The 17,909-nt window shown below is 38.9% G+C and carries 17 protein-coding genes and 2 pseudogenes; 5 read left to right on the forward strand and 14 right to left on the reverse strand.

Going from position 1 to position 17,909, the window contains the following annotated elements:
* Positions 1-4: 4 nt before the first annotated feature.
* From GZ996_RS07140 to GZ996_RS07160, 5 genes and pseudogenes are all read right to left on the reverse strand, one after another.
* Positions 5-448 (reverse strand): flavodoxin, encoded by a 444-nt coding sequence (locus GZ996_RS07140; protein WP_156805624.1) that lies wholly within the window; start codon positions 446-448, stop codon positions 5-7.
* Between the two features lie 50 nt (positions 449-498).
* A pseudogene (locus tag GZ996_RS07145) lies at positions 499-1,461 on the reverse strand (adenosine deaminase).
* Positions 1,462-1,694: 233 nt separating this feature from the next.
* Positions 1,695-2,138 carry a hypothetical protein gene (locus GZ996_RS07150; RefSeq protein WP_162011691.1) on the reverse strand — a complete coding sequence of 148 codons (444 nt, stop codon included), beginning with the start codon at positions 2,136-2,138 and terminating at the stop codon, positions 1,695-1,697.
* Entirely contained in the window at positions 2,139-2,354 is a 216-nt protein-coding gene (locus tag GZ996_RS07155) for a helix-turn-helix domain-containing protein (RefSeq protein WP_156805656.1), read from the reverse strand. It lies immediately after the preceding gene.
* Between the two features lie 2 nt (positions 2,355-2,356).
* The gene (locus tag GZ996_RS07160) at positions 2,357-2,866 is read right to left on the reverse strand and encodes a hypothetical protein (protein WP_161980922.1); all 510 of its coding nucleotides are present in this window, start codon (positions 2,864-2,866) and stop codon (positions 2,357-2,359) included.
* Between the two features lie 160 nt (positions 2,867-3,026).
* Between GZ996_RS07160 and yghU the strand changes: the two genes are divergently transcribed.
* The 4 genes from yghU (at position 3,027) to GZ996_RS07180 (ending at position 5,572) form a co-directional block, all read left to right on the forward strand.
* The gene (gene yghU / locus GZ996_RS07165; protein WP_162011692.1) at positions 3,027-3,815 is read left to right on the forward strand and encodes a glutathione-dependent disulfide-bond oxidoreductase; all 789 of its coding nucleotides are present in this window, start codon (positions 3,027-3,029) and stop codon (positions 3,813-3,815) included.
* Complete coding sequence (locus GZ996_RS07170) at positions 3,815-4,267, forward strand: GNAT family N-acetyltransferase (protein WP_162011693.1); 453 nt, start codon at positions 3,815-3,817, stop codon at positions 4,265-4,267. The genes yghU and GZ996_RS07170 overlap by 1 nt, the downstream gene beginning before the upstream one ends.
* A gap of 26 nt (positions 4,268-4,293) precedes the next feature.
* A complete protein-coding gene (locus GZ996_RS07175; protein WP_156805629.1) occupies positions 4,294-5,226 on the forward strand; it encodes a DHH family phosphoesterase in 933 nt (310 codons plus the stop codon).
* A gap of 85 nt (positions 5,227-5,311) precedes the next feature.
* On the forward strand, positions 5,312-5,572 hold the full coding sequence (locus GZ996_RS07180) for a type B 50S ribosomal protein L31 (protein ID WP_156805630.1): 261 nt from the start codon (positions 5,312-5,314) through the stop codon (positions 5,570-5,572).
* Positions 5,573-5,849: 277 nt separating this feature from the next.
* On the opposite strand, the gene ulaG is transcribed toward GZ996_RS07180, so the two are convergent.
* The 9 genes from ulaG to GZ996_RS07225 form a co-directional block, all read right to left on the reverse strand.
* Complete coding sequence (gene ulaG, locus GZ996_RS07185; protein ID WP_156805631.1) at positions 5,850-6,941, reverse strand: L-ascorbate 6-phosphate lactonase; 1,092 nt, start codon at positions 6,939-6,941, stop codon at positions 5,850-5,852.
* Positions 6,942-7,159: 218 nt separating this feature from the next.
* Positions 7,160-9,067: a transglutaminase domain-containing protein gene (locus GZ996_RS11920; RefSeq protein WP_238386412.1), complete on the reverse strand. Its 1,908-nt coding sequence runs from the start codon at positions 9,065-9,067 to the stop codon at positions 7,160-7,162.
* Between the two features lie 444 nt (positions 9,068-9,511).
* Positions 9,512-11,185, reverse strand: coding sequence for a BglG family transcription antiterminator (locus tag GZ996_RS07195; RefSeq protein ID WP_162011694.1), 1,674 nt, complete (start codon positions 11,183-11,185; stop codon positions 9,512-9,514).
* A gap of 294 nt (positions 11,186-11,479) precedes the next feature.
* Entirely contained in the window at positions 11,480-12,196 is a 717-nt protein-coding gene (locus GZ996_RS07200) for an L-ribulose-5-phosphate 4-epimerase (protein ID WP_162011695.1), read from the reverse strand.
* Positions 12,196-13,059: an L-ribulose-5-phosphate 3-epimerase gene (locus GZ996_RS07205; RefSeq protein WP_162011696.1), complete on the reverse strand. Its 864-nt coding sequence runs from the start codon at positions 13,057-13,059 to the stop codon at positions 12,196-12,198. Before GZ996_RS07205 ends, GZ996_RS07200 begins: the two co-directional genes overlap by 1 nt.
* Before the next feature lie 3 nt (positions 13,060-13,062).
* Positions 13,063-13,728, reverse strand: a complete 666-nt coding sequence (locus GZ996_RS07210; protein ID WP_156805635.1) for a 3-keto-L-gulonate-6-phosphate decarboxylase UlaD — start codon at positions 13,726-13,728, stop codon at positions 13,063-13,065.
* Between the two features lie 30 nt (positions 13,729-13,758).
* Entirely contained in the window at positions 13,759-14,244 is a 486-nt protein-coding gene (locus GZ996_RS07215; RefSeq protein WP_162011697.1) for a PTS sugar transporter subunit IIA, read from the reverse strand.
* Between the two features lie 76 nt (positions 14,245-14,320).
* On the reverse strand, positions 14,321-14,599 hold the full coding sequence (locus tag GZ996_RS07220; protein WP_156805637.1) for a PTS sugar transporter subunit IIB: 279 nt from the start codon (positions 14,597-14,599) through the stop codon (positions 14,321-14,323).
* Positions 14,600-14,656: 57 nt separating this feature from the next.
* Positions 14,657-16,087, reverse strand: a complete 1,431-nt coding sequence (locus GZ996_RS07225; RefSeq protein ID WP_162011698.1) for a PTS sugar transporter subunit IIC — start codon at positions 16,085-16,087, stop codon at positions 14,657-14,659.
* A 1,164-nt stretch (positions 16,088-17,251) separates the two neighbouring features.
* Here GZ996_RS07225 and GZ996_RS07230 point away from each other — a divergent pair.
* Positions 17,252-17,909, forward strand: a pseudogene (locus GZ996_RS07230) (transposase); the annotation flags it as partial.

Raw genomic sequence — 17,909 nt, forward strand, 5'->3', positions numbered from 1 at the left:
TCTTTTATCCTAATTTTGCAGACATTTCTTCAGCAAAAGCCTCAAGATTTTCAATGTCTTCATCCTCTGCTGCCAAATCTACTTTAACAGAGCTTGCACCTTTAGTAGCTCCAGTTAAAGCAAATTGCTCTTCAAATTCGTCCACAGATTTACAGAAGTAATCATAGAAAGTATCTCCTGAGCCAACAACACCAAAAATCTTACCTGACAAATCAACATCTGCCAAATCTTCATAGAAGTCTACAATCTCATCAGGTAAGTCACCATCACCATAAGTGTAAGTTGCCACAATGGCCATATCCGCATCTTCAAAATCTGTTGCATCTACAGTTGTGCACTCATCCACATCAACAGTGTGTCCTAACTCTTCTAGCTTTTTAGCGACGATATCTGCAATTTCCTCTGTATTACCGGTCATACTGGCGTAAACAATTTTTGCTAAAGCCATATCTTTCTATATTTCCTCCAAAGTCAAATTAGTAGTATTATACCATATTTTTAAAGAAATGGGGCGTAAGCTGTGGCAAGTTTTTGTAAAAGTTCTCTTTTTTCAGCATCACTAGCAAAGGAACCTCTAATAGCATCCTGATTATGCTGATAAAAATCGCTAACCGTTGCACTAAAATGGGTTGCATAAAGGGAGTATTCCTTTGCTAAATCGGTATCAGATACTGTACAATTATCTGTGTTAATCGAGATATTAGCCCCCGCTGCTTTTAACTCAAGATAAGGATGATCTGCAATTGTCTCAATTGCCTTCGTTTGTAAATTACTTGTAAGAGCTAGTTCTGCTATCAAATCTGCAGCAACAAACGACTCAAGCAAGCCTGAAATTTCCATAATAGTTGTTGTATACCCTGTTCGCTTAACACCTACTTGAATAGCATAGGCAATATTAGTCGCACAACCACATTGTTCACCAACATGCAAGGTCCTATTAATGCCCAAGTTGTGTGCATGCTGAATACCTTTTTCCAAAACCTTTGCTGGGAAATCAACTTCATTTCCAGCAAAATTTGCCCCTACAACGTCGACCTCACCACTTGCTTTAGCTTCTGAAAACATAGACATGGTTGCTTCTAAATCATTTTGTCGCAACCCACATACTATAAGCTTTGGCAATAATATCAAATTCTTTTTCGGCTCTTTTCAGACCGCAACAGACAGCCTTGATTACTTCTGCAATGGATAATTCCTTATCTGTTGATAATTCTGGTGCAAATCGAATTTCCGTATAAATAACATTTTCTTGTGCAGATTGTCTGACAACATCATAGGCCACTAACTCCAGCGCCTCTTTAGTTTGCAACATTGGGCGAATGAAATCAAAGGTTTTAAGGCAGTCATTTAAACTTGTAATGTCGGCTAGCACTGTGACTAATGTTTTTAACTCATTATCATCCATTGGAATAGAAATAGCTGCCTCTCAGCTAATTGACGAGTAGTTGGTAATGATAGCAATCCATCTAAATGACAGTGTAATTCAGTTTTTGCAAGTTAATGTAGGTCTGTGTGTACCATGAGAAAACTCCTTGTCTAAAACGTTTTCACCATCGTAACATACTTTTTTTAAAATCAATAGAGAAACTAAAGTTTTAGGTAGTCTTTAGTTTTTATGAATTTTCTAAAGATTATCTTTAAACTATCCAAAGCTTCTAAATCTATACTTGGTTTTGGAATCCAAATTCAAAAAACTAATTTCTCAAAACCACTAAAATTGTTTTTTCCCAACTCGTATCAATAGAAATTTCTTTCATCTCTGAGACTTCTATTTTCTTAACACTGAAATAGGTTTTACCACCATACCTGATATTAAAATCATCATCACTTTCTTCAACAATTTCTTGAAAAGACATGTTATCCCCCAAGGTAAAATTATACCGTTCCATCTCAGAAAGTTGTTCTCTAGCAGCTAAAAGATAAACTTCCCTTGTAAAAGGCTTCTCTAAGTTAAAAGCCTTTCTTTCATCAGTCAACGCAAACAACTCAACAATGTTTAATTCTTCTATTACTTCCGAACTAACCTCGTTAATCGTTTGATTCACATCTTTTATGGTATCATTGACTATCTCACTTGTGCTACAAGCTGTTAAACTTATTGCAAACAATAGTAAAGCTATCACTTTTACAGTTTTCATCTACTCTTCTCCTCTCTGATATTCCAAAATATCACCTGGCTGACAATCTAATTCCCGACAGATACTAATCAGCGTATTAAACCTCACACCTTTGGCTTTTCCTGTTTTTAAAATAGATAAATTAGCTTCTGTAATACCAATTTTTTCAGCTAATTCTTTGGAAGTGACACCTCTTTTTTTCAAAACACTATCTAAATTGACTTTAATAATATCCATCATCAAATAATACTTTCTGAATCTTCTTGTGCCGCTCTGCCATTTTTTAAAATAAGGTGCCCTGTAAAAGCAATCAGTAAAAAGACAAGATTAAGCCTATAATCTCCAAAAGAAGATTGACTAAAGAGATCACTGGCATTACGAATAGCAAAATAATAAAGCGTCACATTACTAATAAATTGTATCGTTAAAATCAAAGCAAAAATCCAAACCAAACGTAAGCTAGACACAATGTTGGTTTTCGCAAAATAAGTTTCTTGTGAGAGATTTTTGAAAATTGGCTGACAATATCTGGCAATCAATCCGTAGAGAATCAGTATCAAGATAGCCATCACGGTAAGCCATATAAGCAACCAGTAAGGTAATTTAAACTCTATCAAAACATCTGTAACCATTGGTTTAAACACCAGGAAACACATTCCTCCAAATGCAACAATTCCAGCCAATACATAAAAGAAGTATTGAGCGATATAAGCTATTATTGACAAGCCTTTAAATACAACCGATGCCACAATCAATTCCTCCTTGAGATTATTATAAAACGATAATTACATTTTCAAAATTATCATAAAACAATAATCCTATCTTGTCAACTATTTATATGCTAAATTTTTGAAAAAAGCGTCTCTTTTTGATAGGCTAAGGTCAAGAAAAATAAAAGGAGCTATTCTTATGAGCGATTACATTTTACCTGAAGTTTGGGAAACCCCTCAACAAATGGGTGGAGCTTGGGGTGGTCTCAATCAACCAACGACCGGAGCCCGTTTTGAACAAACCCTGCCCAAAGGAGACAAGCCTTTTCAAGTTTATTCACTTGGAACGCCAAACGGCATCAAAGTGACGATTATGTTAGAAGAACTCAAAGAACTGGGTCTTAATGCAGATTATGACCTGTTCAAAATCAAGATTAGCGAGGGAGACCAATTTGGTTCAGATTTTGTAGCAATCAATCCCAATTCTAAAATCCCTGCTATGTTAGATTTATCAGGGGATGAGCCAATTCGCGTCTTTGAATCGCCATCTATCTTGCTCTACCTCGCAGATAAATTTAAGGCTTTTATTCCAGAAGATTTTGCCAAACGAACAGAAGTGATGAACTGGTTATTCTGGCAGACTGGAGCTGCACCTTTCTTAGGAGGGGGCTTTGGCCACTTCTTCCACTACGCACCTGAAAAAATCGAATACGCCATCAACCGCTTTGCTATGGAAGCCAAACGCCAGTTAGATCTTCTTGACAAAGAATTAGCAACCAAACATTTTATCACAGGTGATGATTATACCATCGCCGATATCGCCATCTGGTCTTGGTACGGTCGTCTCGCGCAAGATAATATTTGGGACCGTGCGGGCATCTTCTTAAATGTAAAAGAATACAAAAATCTCCAACGTTGGACAGCAGAAATCGCTAAACGCCCTGCCGTTGTCCGTGGACTTGCTGCAGAACATAAGGAAATTAACTGATGAACTGGCAACTCAAAACATTTAACGAGCTCACTCCACAGCAAATCCATGCCATTTATAAGGCTCGTACAAATGTATTTGTCGTTGAGCAACATTGCCCCTATCCAGAGGTTGACGATTGGGACTTAACTGCCTTTCATCTGTTTCTGGAAAATAGCGGAGCTGTTATTGCTTATTGCCGATTGATAGAGACAGCTGACGAGGTCAAACTAGGGCGAGTTTTGGTTGTACAAAGCTACCGACAAAATGGACTTGGACGTGATTTGGTCACCAAAGCACTTGAGGTTTCAGCCCAGCTTTTCCCTCAAAAAAACATCTATGCCCAGGTCCAAGCCTATCTCAAAAACTTTTATGCTTCATTTGGTTTTGAAGCAACTTCTGCAGAATATACAGAAGATGGCATCCCACATTTGGACATGATACAAGGAGAAACTGGCAGGCTTATGCTATAATGAAGAAAATGATGTGAGAGGTAGTTATGACATTTAATAGTATTCTTGAAAAAATTAAAACTTACGACACGATTATTATTCACCGCCACCAGCGACCTGATCCTGATGCCATCGGTTCTCAAATTGGACTGCGTGAGATTATCCGCACTAATTTTCCTGAAAAAAACGTTTTAGCTACTGGCATTAACGAACCAACCCTATCTTGGATTGCGGAGATGGATCAAGTGGCTGATAGCGACTATGAAAATGCCTTGGTTATCGTTACAGATACGGCTAACACACCCCGCATCGATGATGAGCGTTATACAAAAGGCAACTTCCTCATTAAAATCGACCACCATCCTAACGAAGATGCTTACGGTGATATTGTCCATGTCGATACAACAGCCTCATCTGCTAGCGAGATTATTACAGATTTTGCCCTAACCGTTGGATTGCAACTGTCTGATTTTGCGGCTTCGGTACTCTACAATGGTATTGTAGGTGATACTGGGCGATTTTTATACCCTGCTACAACAAGCAAAACCATGCAAATTGCTGCTAAGTTGCGCGAATATGACTTTGATTTTTCAGCCATGGCTCGTCGCATGGACTCCTTCCCTATGAAAATTGCTAAGCTTCAAGGTTATGTCTTTGATCATCTTGTTGTTGATGAAAATGGGGCTGCGCGTGTCGTCTTAACTCAGAAAGTTATGTCAGACTTTGAGGTTACTGAAGCTGAAACCTCTGCCATTGTTGGCACACCTGGCAAAATTGATAGCGTTGAAAGTTGGGCAATCTTTGTCGAACAATCAGACGGTACTTATCGTGTTCGTCTCCGCAGTAAGACAGCCATCATCAATGGCATCGCCAAACGCCATGATGGTGGTGGACATCCCCTTGCCAGCGGAGCCAATTCTTATAGTTTAGAAGAAAACGAGCAAATTTATCAAGAAATCAAAGAATTATTAGCTAAATAACTTGTCAAGCTCTGCCATTTTTGATAAAATTAAAAAGTTAATAACTATGGTACGCAAAGTACTATGGCAGAAAGGAACCATTAACATGAAAAAAGATATCCATCCAGAATACCGTCCAGTTGTCTTTCTTGACACTACTACTGGTTACCAATTCCTTAGTGGCTCAACAAAAGCCTCTAAAGAAACTGTAGAGTTTGAAGGTGAAACTTACCCACTTATCCGTGTGGAAATTTCATCAGATTCACACCCATTCTACACAGGTCGTCAAAAATTCACTCAAGCAGATGGACGCGTGGACAAATTCAACAAAAAATACGGTCTCAAAGACGCAAACGCTGCGAACTAAGACTAGTAGCCTTTCCAAATTGGAAAGGTTTTTTTCTTGGCTTTTAAACATAAAAAATGGGCATTTCCGCAGTTGGAGATGCCCATTTTTATGGTTGAAAGCTAGCTTTTGCTAGCCTCTTTTATCTGCAATTGTCTTCGTTCTTGCTTTAATGGATTTGCTGTTATCAGCTAACTTATTAGATGTGTTTCGTAACGGTGTAAGGGATTTAAGATGATACAACACACATTGTTTTCTCTGTGACTTTTCTAGCTGTTCTATATCCACGTCGCTCTTTTTAAAGAAGTGCTTTGAACTGGATATCTGAATCTTCTAAGAAGTAATCATCAAATCCACGTGGGTGATGGTACTCAATACGATCCTTATCAAGTGGGTAAGTGTATTTTCCACCAACTTCCCAAATGAATGGATGGAACTGATATTGTAAACGTTCTTTACGCATCTTCCAAAGTTGAAGGATTTCATCTGTTGATGCCATAAAGTTTGACCAGATATCATAGTGAACTGGGATAATAACTTTGGCTCCAAGATTTTCAGCCATGCGCAATAGATCAATTGAGGTCATCTTATCTTGGATACCGATTGGATTGTCACCATAGTTATTAATAGCAACGTCAATCTTGAAATCACGTCCGTGTTTCGCAAAATAATTTGAGAAGTGAGAATCGGCACCATGATAGATGGTTCCACCAGGCGTTTCAAAGATATAGTTGACCGCTTTTGATGCCATCAAATCGTCCGTCACTGGTAAACCGCGCAAGCTATTGCCATTTTCTTCATAACCTTCTATTGGAAGCGTCACAAGGCAGGTACGATCAAATGACTCTACCGCTGTCACTTTGATGTCTTTAAAAGCAAAGCTGTCACCTGGTTTGACCACTTGGATACGTTCTTCTGGGACACCCCATTTTTTCCAAATATCCGCACAACCACTTGGTCCAACAAATTTAACATGGGACAATTTAGGGTTGTTAAGAATAGCAGCTGAGGTTGAGATATCCATGTGGTCAGAGTGAACATGTGATACTAAGTAATAATCTAATTCATTGATGGCAAATGGGTCAATGACCATTGGTTGGACACGGAGGTTCGGCTGTAATTTGCGTACCCCTGACATGTTTGCCATTTGGTGTCCCCAAATCATGTCTTTTACTTTTTTCGTTGATTTTCCACGATTTGCCCAAAGATCCATGACAACGTTAGCACCACCTGGTGTTTTAATCCATACGCCACAGTTACCTAGCCACCACATGGCAAAGTTACCTTCCGGTACCACTTCTTCTTCAATTTCTTCGTTGAGCCAAGTTCCCCACTCAGGGAAAGTTGATAAAATCCACGATTCGCGTGTGATATCTTGTACTTTAACCATAATTTAGAACGCCTCCTAATTCATTTTAGTATTTTCTTATATTCTTAGTATAACTCTGTAAACGTTATCAACAAAGACCAAGAAACACACAGTTATGTGTTCAGAGTTGGACTGATTGTTCATCTTCATTCCTCTTATAAAACGCTAAAATCCCCATTTCCTCCGATACCAAATTTCTGGTAACATCAGAGAAAAACGAGATTTTCTTTTTAAGAGTACTAGAATTGGTAATAAGTACGTGGTCCGTAACTATAATCTTGACTACGGTAATGTTCAAGGATACGGTCGTTATCATGGCGAAGTGATGCTTCTGGCATTTTTAAGCTACGATCATACCCATGGTAGTCTTCATTTGAAATATTGTAAACAGCATTCCAACGATGCGTACGCTTCATAAAGTCATTTCCTCGGAGCGTATACGTGTGATTTTTATTAGTTCCATCAATGGTGTCATTCCATGTAAGGTCTACATGATAGAAAGCACCATCTACTTTGACAATATTCCAAGCATGCAGACTATTCATTCCCATGCGAGGATCTCCAAATCCCTGAATATAATAAACATCTAAACCAGCTAACTGTCCCATATCCTTAAAAAGTTGCGCATATGCTTGACATACCGCTTCATTATCCTTCAAAAATGCATAAGGTGTCTGCACTGAGATACCTGTTGGCGTTAGACTACCCACGCCACTATTGGCATAACGATAATTTGTCATGATATAATCTTGAATTTTATCAATTTTGGTAACGTCGGTATCTGTCTCGTTAATATTTTGTCGTGTCCATTGACGAATATGATCCATGTATTCCTGATGTTGAATATCTGTCATGTAATATTCAGGTTTCAAGGTTACGGTGATTTCATCGACACCTTGAAATCCATCAACCCACCAGCTGAAACTTTTTGAAATACCTCGTGCATTTGGTGTATTTGAAAGGTTCTCCTTGATAAAACGACTAATCCTTTGTGAAAGATCTTCGCCCATTTCCGATTGCTTCAAGGTAAACTTAATCGTTTTAGTACGCAGACGATGTGCTTCATCCGTACGCTCTTTTAAAGTATCTAAATCACTGATTCCACGGAGATCTGCTAAATCTTGATTATAGGCTGTCAAATCAGTATTTCGATAATCTTTGAGGTTATACCCTTCATTCTTGAAGTTTTCCAATGTTGTTAGCATCTTAGGATCAGTATTCGGACGAGTAGATCTCGTTTGGCGATGGCGATAATCGACGCTATTAGTATAACGACGTGTCGCAGCACGATTCATCTCTTCAATAACATTAATATTATGTTTAATCTGCTCTGCCGATTGGGCAAGAATAGCAACATTCTCATTGGAGGTATATGACCGCTGATTGATAAACGTAATCAAATCTTCTGTTAATACACGGATTTTTGCATTTGTAGTGTGTAAATTATTATTAATCAATCGGTAAGTCTCATCACTAGGATACCAATGCTGAATCATCTTATGTCGTGAATCGTCTAACTGGTCCAATTCGCTTAACTGAACATAATGTTGCTCGACGAAATTTCCCCTATCATCTATTTTATTTAGTGAGTCATGATACTGTTGTACCTGCACTTCAAAATGTTCGATATGGGGATTGTTTTCAACATGTTCAGTACGATACTGCTGAATAGCTGATGAGGCACGTTTCTGCAAACTATCAACTTCTGCTTTTAATTCGGTTAAAGTCTGTTGCGATTCTTGTGACAACTCTCTATCGCTACTAATGGCTTTCCACTGAGAATAGTTATATACTAATTGTTTCCGCTCAGCCTCTAGCTGATTATAATCATTACGATAGTCACGATACGGATCTTCCCATTCTGATGACATTAGTTCTGAACTGATATCATATACCGTGCTCACATCGTAAAACGGATAATCCTCTGCTAGGTTTTCTACCGTTCGGTGGCTTACTGGTTCTGTGTGTGTCGCTCCTAAGCCATCCGTTTCTTCAGCAGGATAACCATCTTCAACAATGGTTGTTAAAAGATTTGCTGCATAACTGCCTGTATAGCTACTGTCAGCTTTTACATCTACTGTACTTACAGTTGTTAGTCCAGCTGTTGTCAGAATAACACTTGCCAGTGTACGAAATTTTTTGGCCATAGATACTCCCTTCTTAATGCCATAAGAAAATTAAATTTCTCTTATAAATTAAATTGAACATTTTTTGCGATAGTGTCTAAAAATTATATCATTTATTACAACTCAAGTAAATGATAAAATGGAAAATACAGAAATAAAATTAATTATTGATAAAATTATGAAAATAGTAAATTATCTATTTTGTATTATATTTATACATATTCTACAGAAGATTACCTCAAAATATTCAATTTTAACTTTATAATTACTGGTTTCAATTTTTCAGAATAAATCAGTGACCTTATGAAATGTTTTGGAATTATCTTATTCATGTAATTGTCGTGTGATAAAGGAGAATTAGTATGAACACATATATGCTATCCCTCCCTCTCCCAAAAAGCTATGCATCAACAAATAGCCCTGTAAACCGAAAACAGGTTGGATTCCTCCCAACCTTAATTGTTATTATGATATTTGTATTTCCTTTAATTCTTCAAGGACTTCTTGATAAACTAATTTTTCAATCTGTAAAGTGATGCGTTGCACATCTTGTCTCTCAGTTAATTGCTGACTAATCAGTCGGACAAGTTCTTCGTGAAATTTATGATCATCATAGGAATTAACCTTTTTGCCAAAGCGTATAAGACGAATGATATCACTATCTGACAATACTGCTTGGACTGTCAAAACCGGCAATTGAGTATCTACTTGGTCTAGGGTTGAAACGATGAAATCTACCATAACCAAATCTTTAACACTTTGAAATTGTTCATTTGTAAAAATGGCTTCAATCGTTACACGAGGCAAGTATTCCCGACATTGACTCAGTAAAAATTTTTGAACAGCGACACCTTCATCACAAATAATCAAGGCTGTTCTTTTGTGACACGATTTTTCTGGTACTTGAAGTTCTCCTCCCAGATGGATGGCTAAAAATCCAATATCATCTTCAGTGAGGTGAATATTCCACGCTTTTTCTAAAATTGGAACAGTTGCCCGTGTCGCTTCAAACAACATTGCATATCTATCTTTTAATTGTGGCAACAATATATTTTTAGTTGTAATACCATATGTTTTACGATAAATGAGTGCTTTGCTATGGGTCAAAAGCTGACGCAGTAACTCTTGGCGCCGATTGAAACATAACCCTTTTTCCTCACTTAAAGTGTCTAAAAAGATATTCAAAGTGCGCCGCATTCCGTCATAATCTTGACTTTCCAGATGGGCATCTTTATCCTTACGAAAAGACAATAATAGCAGAGCAATAATACCAACTTCAATCTCATCCAGAGTAAACTCAAATGTTGATGTCAACTGATTGGCAAGTTTTTTCGCTACACGATATTCTATCCTCTGACGAATAAGGCTAAAGTCATCAAAAAACCTATCTTTCTCCACTGCCGTAAGTTCCATATTGCGATAATTTAAGAGAAAATAGGGTAGGGTTTTTATGATGAATTGCCTGTCTTGCTGGCTAATTTTTTTACCAATATTAGTCTGAAGATTGATAAAAAATAGGTTAAAATAATCTAATATTTCTGTTGAAAAATAGCGCTCTAAGACAATAAATCTATCTTTTTTTAAATTTAAAATCCCCCATAGTTGCTGATTATTGATATCTAAAAATTGCTGGGCTAGACCATAAAAAAATCGAAATTTATCCAAGGGATGTCCAGAAAAATAATAGCCTTTATTTCTCATGACCTTTAACACAATTTGGACGGGTTCATGATCCAAATACTGGCGAATATCATTCAAATCATTTAAAACCGTATTACGTGAGACATCTGTCAGATGCATCATTTTTTCAATGGTTACCCGTTCTTGAGAAAGCGCAATATAGGCCATGATAAGCCTCATGCGTTCTTTTCGACTCATGACATAAGAATAATCATCTAATTCTGACAATAATTCTCGACAAGCTGTTTTTTGAGCTTCATTTAAAACGACTCCAATACGCGGATAGGAGATTATAGGCGGAATATCTGCTGGTAAAGCCTCATTTACCTTTTCAAGGTGATAATAAATTTTACGTCGCGACTGTCCTAACGTTCTTGAAATAGACATGACAGTCTCAGGTTCTTCAAGTTTCAATAAGTATCGGACTAATTCATAACTTCTCTTATCTAGTAAAAGCATAGATCTCCTTCCTAAACATTGCCAGTTAGCAGCAAGAGTCATTGACTGATTCCCTATCGCCAGAGTCTATTATAACACTTTTTGAAAACGTATGCAAAACCTATTGGAAATATTCAAACTATTTTTACATTACCGCAACAGAGTGAAAAGAAGTAGAACAATTCTCTAAAAAGTACACAAAAACTCAATTTTCAAAAAGATTAACTCCTTTTGGTACACAGTTGAAGGCATAGAAATGCGTTATTAAAACGCTGTTTCTATGCCTTTTAAGTGCTTATTTTTCAAAAAATGTTATCAGTGCGGCACTCCTTTTTGTCCATAATAGGCATTCGGACCATGCTTACGTAGGTAATGTTTGTCTAAAATATACTGCGGTGCTGGTTCGACACGAGGATTGATTTGCTCTGTAAAGCGATTCATCTTCGCGACTTCTTCCAAAACAACAGAATGATAAACTGCCTGATTAGGTGTTTTTCCCCAGGTAAACGGCCCGTGATTGCGTACCACAATTCCTGGCACTGCAACTGGCTCTAGATTGCGACGGGTAAATTCTTCAATAATCACAGCACCTGTTTCCTTTTCATAGGCCATATTTACCTCTTCTTCGGTCAATGAGCGTGCGCAAGGAATAGGACCATAGAAATAATCTGCATGGGTGGTACCATAAAAAGGGATGTCACGACCAGCTTGCGCCCAGCCAACTGCTTCAGTTGAGTGAGTGTGCACTACTGCTTGAATATCTGGCCAAGCCTTGTAGAGAGCAACGTGTGTCGCTAAATCTGATGATGGGTTGAGCTCTCCCTCAACAACATTCCCATCAAGGTCTGTCACGACCATATTATTAGGGGTTAATTTGTCATAATCAACACCTGACGGTTTGATGACGATGCGTCCCAATTCACGACACACTTCTGACACGTTGCCCCAAGTGAATTTAACCAAACCATGGGCTGGAAGGGCAATGTTTGCCTCATAGACCCGTTGGCGCATTTCTTGTAGTTTTTTTGCCATTAAATTACCTCAGCTTTCTTCATCAGCGGATAAAGGAAATCTTGTGCTTCTCGGATCGCTTCACGCGTTTCTTCAACCGTATCACAATTTTCTGACCACATTTCAATTAAGAAGGGACCGTTGTAATTGGTCTTTTTAATAACTGAAAACATATTTTCCCAGTCGACACAGCCCTTGCCAAATGGGACATCACGGAATTGCCCCTGAGAAGTGTCCGTAACAGGGTAAGTATCTTTAAGGTGAATAGCTGCAATAGAACGGTGACCTAAGTAAAACTCACTCCAAATGTCATTGTGCCAGGCAGATACATTTCCCGTATCTGGGTAAACAAAGAGATAAGGGGAGTCTATCTCCTTTTCCACAGCCCTGTATTTTTCAATAGAGGACATGAAAGGGTCGTCCATAATCTCAATGGCTAACATAACCTGAGCTTGTTCTGCCCAGTCGCATGATTTACGGAGGTTTTTAATAAAACGTTCCCGTGTTTCGGGAGATTTTTTCTCATAATAGACATCATATCCCGCTAATTGAATGGTTCTGACACCTAAATCCTGAGCCAATTCGATACATTTTTTCATGAGTTCCAGTGACTTAGCTTCAATTTCAGAATCGTTAGACCCTAAAGGATAGCGACGGTGACCTGAGAAGCAAATGGTTGGAATTCGCACCCCTGTCTCATAAATAGCCTTAACCACATCTAAACGCTCTGCCTTGGTCCAGTCTAATCGTGCCAAACGGTCATCAGATTCATCCACAGACATTTCCACAAAATCAAATCCCAATTCTTTAGCAAATTCAAGACGCTCTAGCCAACTAAAATGTTTTGGTGTCGCTTTTTCATAAATACCAATCGGACGTGCCATAATCTACCCCCAGATACGACGAATTTCATCTTTGAAAGCACGTGCAGCCCCGGCAGGATCCTCTGCTTCAGTGATGCCTCGCCCTGCAATAAAGGTAAAAACATCTACTCCTTCAAAGAGTTTCAAGGTATCCACATCAAGACCACCTGTTACTGAGACACGGAAGCCCATGTCAATTAATTTTTTTACCTTATCAAGGTCTTTGTCACCCCAAGTTTCACCAGCAAGGAGGGCATCACGAGATTGGTGATAGATTGCTTGTGAAATCCCAGCATCTAGCCATTGTTGTGCCTGCTCATAAGTCCAATCACCATAGAGTTCAATCTGGATTTCCCCACGGTCTCCACGGATTTCTTCAATAGCCTTACGCGCCGCTTCCATAGTAGGAATGGTTGCACAACAAATACAAGTCATCCAGTCCGCACCACGCACTGCGTTATTTTTAGCGACAGTCCCCCCTGCATCCGCACATTTGGTATCAGCGACAATGAGTTTATCTGGGAAGAGATTACGCAAAACCTCTACCAATTCTGAGCCCACTTGAAGAAGACAAACGGTCCCTGCTTCAATGATATCAACTTCATGACCAACTGATACAGCTGCTTTGATAGCCCCTTTCCAATCAGAGTGGTCAAGTGCTACTTGTAAATTTGGAATATGTGTTGTCATAATTGTTACCTCTTCTAAATGTTATACGTCTTAACTCTCTAAATCTAGCCCCTCAAGATAAGGACTATTTTTGGATTCTTCTACCATTGCTAGCACTTCTTCTGGTGTCTTACAAGCAACCAGGCGCTGAATAGAATCTTCCAACTCAAAGAGAGCAACAATCTGCGGAATCGCAACAGTAGTATGAATAGCTGCTGATTGTGCTGCTAAAGTCAATAACACCGATACTTCTTTACCATCTGAAAACGTCACTGGCTTCGTCAAAGTAATCAGTGAGAACGAATCACGTGAGACACCCGCTCCAGCTTGAGCATGAGGCATCGCCATACCAGGCATCAAGATATAGTAAGGACCATATTCTTCTGTAGACGCGATAATGGCATCGTAATATTCTTCCTTAATCGCACCGCTTTCAATCAAAGGATCACAGGCCAAATGTACCGCCTCTTGCCAAGTTTCCGCTGTCAGTCCTAAACGAATGGAATTATTATCGATAAATGACTGCTTTAAATTCATGATTTTCTCCCTTGCTCCATAAAATCTAGGGAGGTTGAAACATCTGTCTCAGCCTCCCTTATATCCATTTCAACGCTTACAAAACTTCGCCCAGTTTTGTTTTGATTTCCACATCATCCATCAGGTTATCAAGTCCAACAAGATGGCCTTTTGTACGTCCTTCCAACTCCTTAATCAAGTGATTAGACGCCACCACAATATCATAACCTGCTGCTAGGCCTTTAGCTTCTCCAACAGAGCATGAGGCTGACTGGATATCGGTTACCCCGAGTTCACGAAGAGCCTTTTCCACCTTCATTTTGATCACCATTGACGATCCCATTCCGTTTCCACACGCTGTAAGTACTTTAACCATTTTGAATTCCTCCATTTTTCATTTGTAACATCGCAGAGCAGATACTCTTAGTGATTTCTACTGAGCATCTCCACGGTAATAAGCTTCTTTATCTTTTGCTTTGGCAAATTGCAATTGTGGGATGGCAAGCAAGAAGAGGCAGACCAAACCATAACCGACAACGCCAAGATATTTAAAGGCATAACCAAATGGCAACCAAGGCAACACCAAATCAATATTTCCGTGATAACCACCAGTCAATCCCAAAAGACTGACCGCAACCGCACCAAGAGCCACTTGAAGCACACCAGATAAGAATGATAAGGCTACTGCAGCTTTCCAGCCACCGCGTTTGTCCGCATAAACCGCAATCGCCGCATTGTCAAAGAATACTGGCACAAAACCTGTAATAATCAAGACTGGATTTTTGAAAATAACCAACAATGCAATGGTGAGCAATTGCCCAATCAAACCGAAGGCAAATCCTGAAAGCACCGCATTTGATGAGCCAAAACCGTAAGACGCTGCAACGTCAACCGCTGGGAATGACCCTGGAAGCAATTTACTAGAGATTCCTTGGAAGGCATTTGTCAATTCTGCAACGAACATGCGAACCCCTTGCATCAAGATAAAGAGATAAACTGAGAAAGTAAGGGCTGTTTGAATCACATACATCAAGAACGATTTCGCCGGGTTATAAGCACCTGCTCCAATCAATTCTGCATTAGACATAATTTCAGGACCTAAGACAGCGAGAATTCCTCCAAAGAATACCAGCATAAGTGTTGCTGAGGCAACGACCGTATCATGGAAAATATTAAGGAAAGAAGGCAATTTCAAGTTATCCAAATTTTCTTCTTTTTTACCAAAAATTGGAGCAACTTTATCCACAAACCAAATCGCAAACTGTTGCTGGTGACCAATGGCAAAGCCACCACCACCTGTCAAACGTTGGGTCGCCTCAACCGTCATATTTGAACTCACTGCCCAGTAAAGCCCACAGATGATGCCAACTGCCCACGCTCCTGTTGCATTTTGCAACTGAGGAATAAGGAGAAGAACAAAAACAGAAATCGTCGCTGCCTGTTGCACCATAATGTGACCTGTAATGAACAGTGTTCTAACCTTAGTTACTTTACGAAGAGCAACCAGCAGAATATTAACCCCAAATCCAATCAAAAGAGCTGTCGTTGCTACGTCAATAAAGCCCATCTCTGTTAATTTTTCATTCGCAGCAGCTAAGCCAAAATAAGGGTCAATAACCGCCGCTTCAAGGTTAAACTTCTTAGCTAGGGCAACAAGGATTGGACGGAAAGTAGTTACCAAACCACCTGCACCAACATTCAAAATAAGGTAACCAACAGTAGCTTTTACAAATCCCGCAAAAACTTCGTGAGCTGATTTTTTTAGAAGAATGTATCCTACCAAAACCAAGAGACCAACGAAGAAAGCAGGATTCTGCAAAATATTAGTTGAGAACCACTGCAAGACAACCTGTAAGATATCCATGAGATATACCTCGCTTTTTGATTTATTAATGATGTTTACTTACAACTTCATTATAGATTGTGTAAGCGCTTTAAAAAAGACCAAGAAATACACAATCATGTGTTCAAAAATGTACTTATCGGTCAATATCCCCTTGTGAAATAGTATTTATCGTCACCAAAAACTGAAGAAAACTTCACCTTCCTAAACAGTAAATATGTTACAATTTGGCACAAATAGAATGAATTTAGAAAAAGAATAAGACTACATCTTAAGAAAATGCGCCCTAAACCACCTTTACTGCACCAAGTCTGTTACACTACTAAAGAGGTTAGAAGGCAGAGAGGAACCGAATAGACTGAAAAAATATTCATCCCTCTTAAATTTTAAAGTAAAGACAGTTTGACGCTATAAAATAAAAGGCTAAAACACTTTTTTCCTAATCTCGAAGGGGTCGGCAAGACACAGGCTTACCAAGAAGTAATAGAATTCCAAAGGAGGTTTTGATACTGACTTCATCAACTTCATTTTTCACTTTCAACCTCAGAAGGTCTCCTAGATCTTAACGATTGTGACTAATCCTGTTCGTCTTATTTCATACTCCTACAACATTCTCCTATCTTTCCGTTTTTTCAACATAAACAATATAACTTATCTGTTCCAAGCAACTGCTACTTACGCCTTAAATAGACCGTATGATATCACTATTGACATGGTAATCGCAATACTATCCCATACATTTTTTCAAAACCAAACAGGCGATACAACCCGTCTGACTATCTCTGCTAAAGTATGAATAAATCTCATACCAACCGTTAGTAATGCACCAAAACCAGTCAAGGCAACACCTATGGACTAATACTAAAAGACTAACAGACAGAACCCGCAGCAACACAATCAAATTGTCAAATAATTACAAGAAAAACTAGAAAGAAAACTCACTAAAATCTGAGTTAATTGCACTCTAGTCTCCCCTCAATAAAAGGTACCGAATGCCAATCAATACACAGAGATAGAAAAAATTAACAAGGCCAGACGGAAATGCCATAATTTGACTAATATTCAAGGTAACCGAAGTCACTTGAGCCCCCTTATTGAGAGGCTAAAACCACATTTCCCAACAAATAAACCAGCAAGGGATTCCTGTTATAGACAATATGTAAAGACCCCCAGTTGATATCTCGTGGATTTACCTTGTATCACCAGCTCGCAGCTCAAGGGATTCCTTGTGTTGTCATGGCACCAACAACGATGATGATTGAAGGTCGCAGACGTGTCAAAACCGATAAAAAAAGATGCAGCGACCATTGCTAAGGCTCTGACTTTTAGAAGTTATAGTCCCGTCCATATTCCAACGGCAGAGGATGAACAAGTCAAAAAAGTATATCCGAATGAGGATAGACCATCAATTGGCTCTCAAGAAAATCAAGCAACAGATTTTAGCCTTCTGTCTTCGCCATGAGTTTCGATATACAAACGGTGCTAGTCACTGGACTCAGAAGCATGTGAAATGGCTTCAGTCTCTCCAACCAGTAGGACTGTATGCTGAAATCCTAACCGAATATCTCCTCAGCTACGAAAAGCTAGTTGACCAGATCGAACGCTTTGATAATCGTATCGAACAACTCTCTCTAGGAGACAGTTACCAAGAAAAAGTGGCTAAGTTGACTTGCTTTATCGGTGTGAAGACCTTGACTGCTCTTTCCATCGTAACAAAGATTGGGGATTTTAATCGTTTTGCGACCGCTCAACAAGTTGCCTCTTACCTTGGGTTGACCCCTAGTGAAAATTCTAGTGGGGAAAAAGAACGAAAAGGAGGGATCACTAAGGCTGGCAACAGTCA

This window comes from Streptococcus sp. S784/96/1, assembly GCF_902729355.1.
GTDB classification, from domain to species: domain Bacteria; phylum Bacillota; class Bacilli; order Lactobacillales; family Streptococcaceae; genus Streptococcus; species Streptococcus caledonicus.

Bases quoted from the DNA above. Each gene is read 5' to 3' on its own strand.
- GZ996_RS07225 (WP_162011698.1), bottom strand. From the start codon at position 16,087: ATGGATATCTTACAGGTTGTCTTGCAGTGGTTCTCAACTAATATTTTG.
- GZ996_RS07195 (WP_162011694.1), bottom strand. From the start codon at position 11,185: ATGCTTTTACTAGATAAGAGAAGTTATGAATTAGTCCGATACTTATTG.
- yghU (WP_162011692.1), top strand. From the start codon at position 3,027: ATGAGCGATTACATTTTACCTGAAGTTTGGGAAACCCCTCAACAAATG.
- GZ996_RS07205 (WP_162011696.1), bottom strand. From the start codon at position 13,059: ATGGCACGTCCGATTGGTATTTATGAAAAAGCGACACCAAAACATTTT.
- GZ996_RS07200 (WP_162011695.1), bottom strand. From the start codon at position 12,196: ATGGCAAAAAAACTACAAGAAATGCGCCAACGGGTCTATGAGGCAAAC.
- GZ996_RS07175 (WP_156805629.1), top strand. From the start codon at position 4,294: ATGACATTTAATAGTATTCTTGAAAAAATTAAAACTTACGACACGATT.
- ulaG (WP_156805631.1), bottom strand. From the start codon at position 6,941: ATGGTTAAAGTACAAGATATCACACGCGAATCGTGGATTTTATCAACT.
- GZ996_RS07210 (WP_156805635.1), bottom strand. From the start codon at position 13,728: ATGACAACACATATTCCAAATTTACAAGTAGCACTTGACCACTCTGAT.
- GZ996_RS07220 (WP_156805637.1), bottom strand. From the start codon at position 14,599: ATGGTTAAAGTACTTACAGCGTGTGGAAACGGAATGGGATCGTCAATG.
- GZ996_RS07140 (WP_156805624.1), bottom strand. From the start codon at position 448: ATGGCTTTAGCAAAAATTGTTTACGCCAGTATGACCGGTAATACAGAG.
- GZ996_RS11920 (WP_238386412.1), bottom strand. From the start codon at position 9,067: ATGGCCAAAAAATTTCGTACACTGGCAAGTGTTATTCTGACAACAGCT.
- GZ996_RS07170 (WP_162011693.1), top strand. From the start codon at position 3,815: ATGAACTGGCAACTCAAAACATTTAACGAGCTCACTCCACAGCAAATC.
- GZ996_RS07155 (WP_156805656.1), bottom strand. From the start codon at position 2,354: ATGGATATTATTAAAGTCAATTTAGATAGTGTTTTGAAAAAAAGAGGT.
- GZ996_RS07180 (WP_156805630.1), top strand. From the start codon at position 5,312: ATGAAAAAAGATATCCATCCAGAATACCGTCCAGTTGTCTTTCTTGAC.
- GZ996_RS07215 (WP_162011697.1), bottom strand. From the start codon at position 14,244: ATGAATTTAAAGCAGTCATTTATCGATAATAATTCCATTCGTTTAGGA.
- GZ996_RS07150 (WP_162011691.1), bottom strand. From the start codon at position 2,138: ATGAAAACTGTAAAAGTGATAGCTTTACTATTGTTTGCAATAAGTTTA.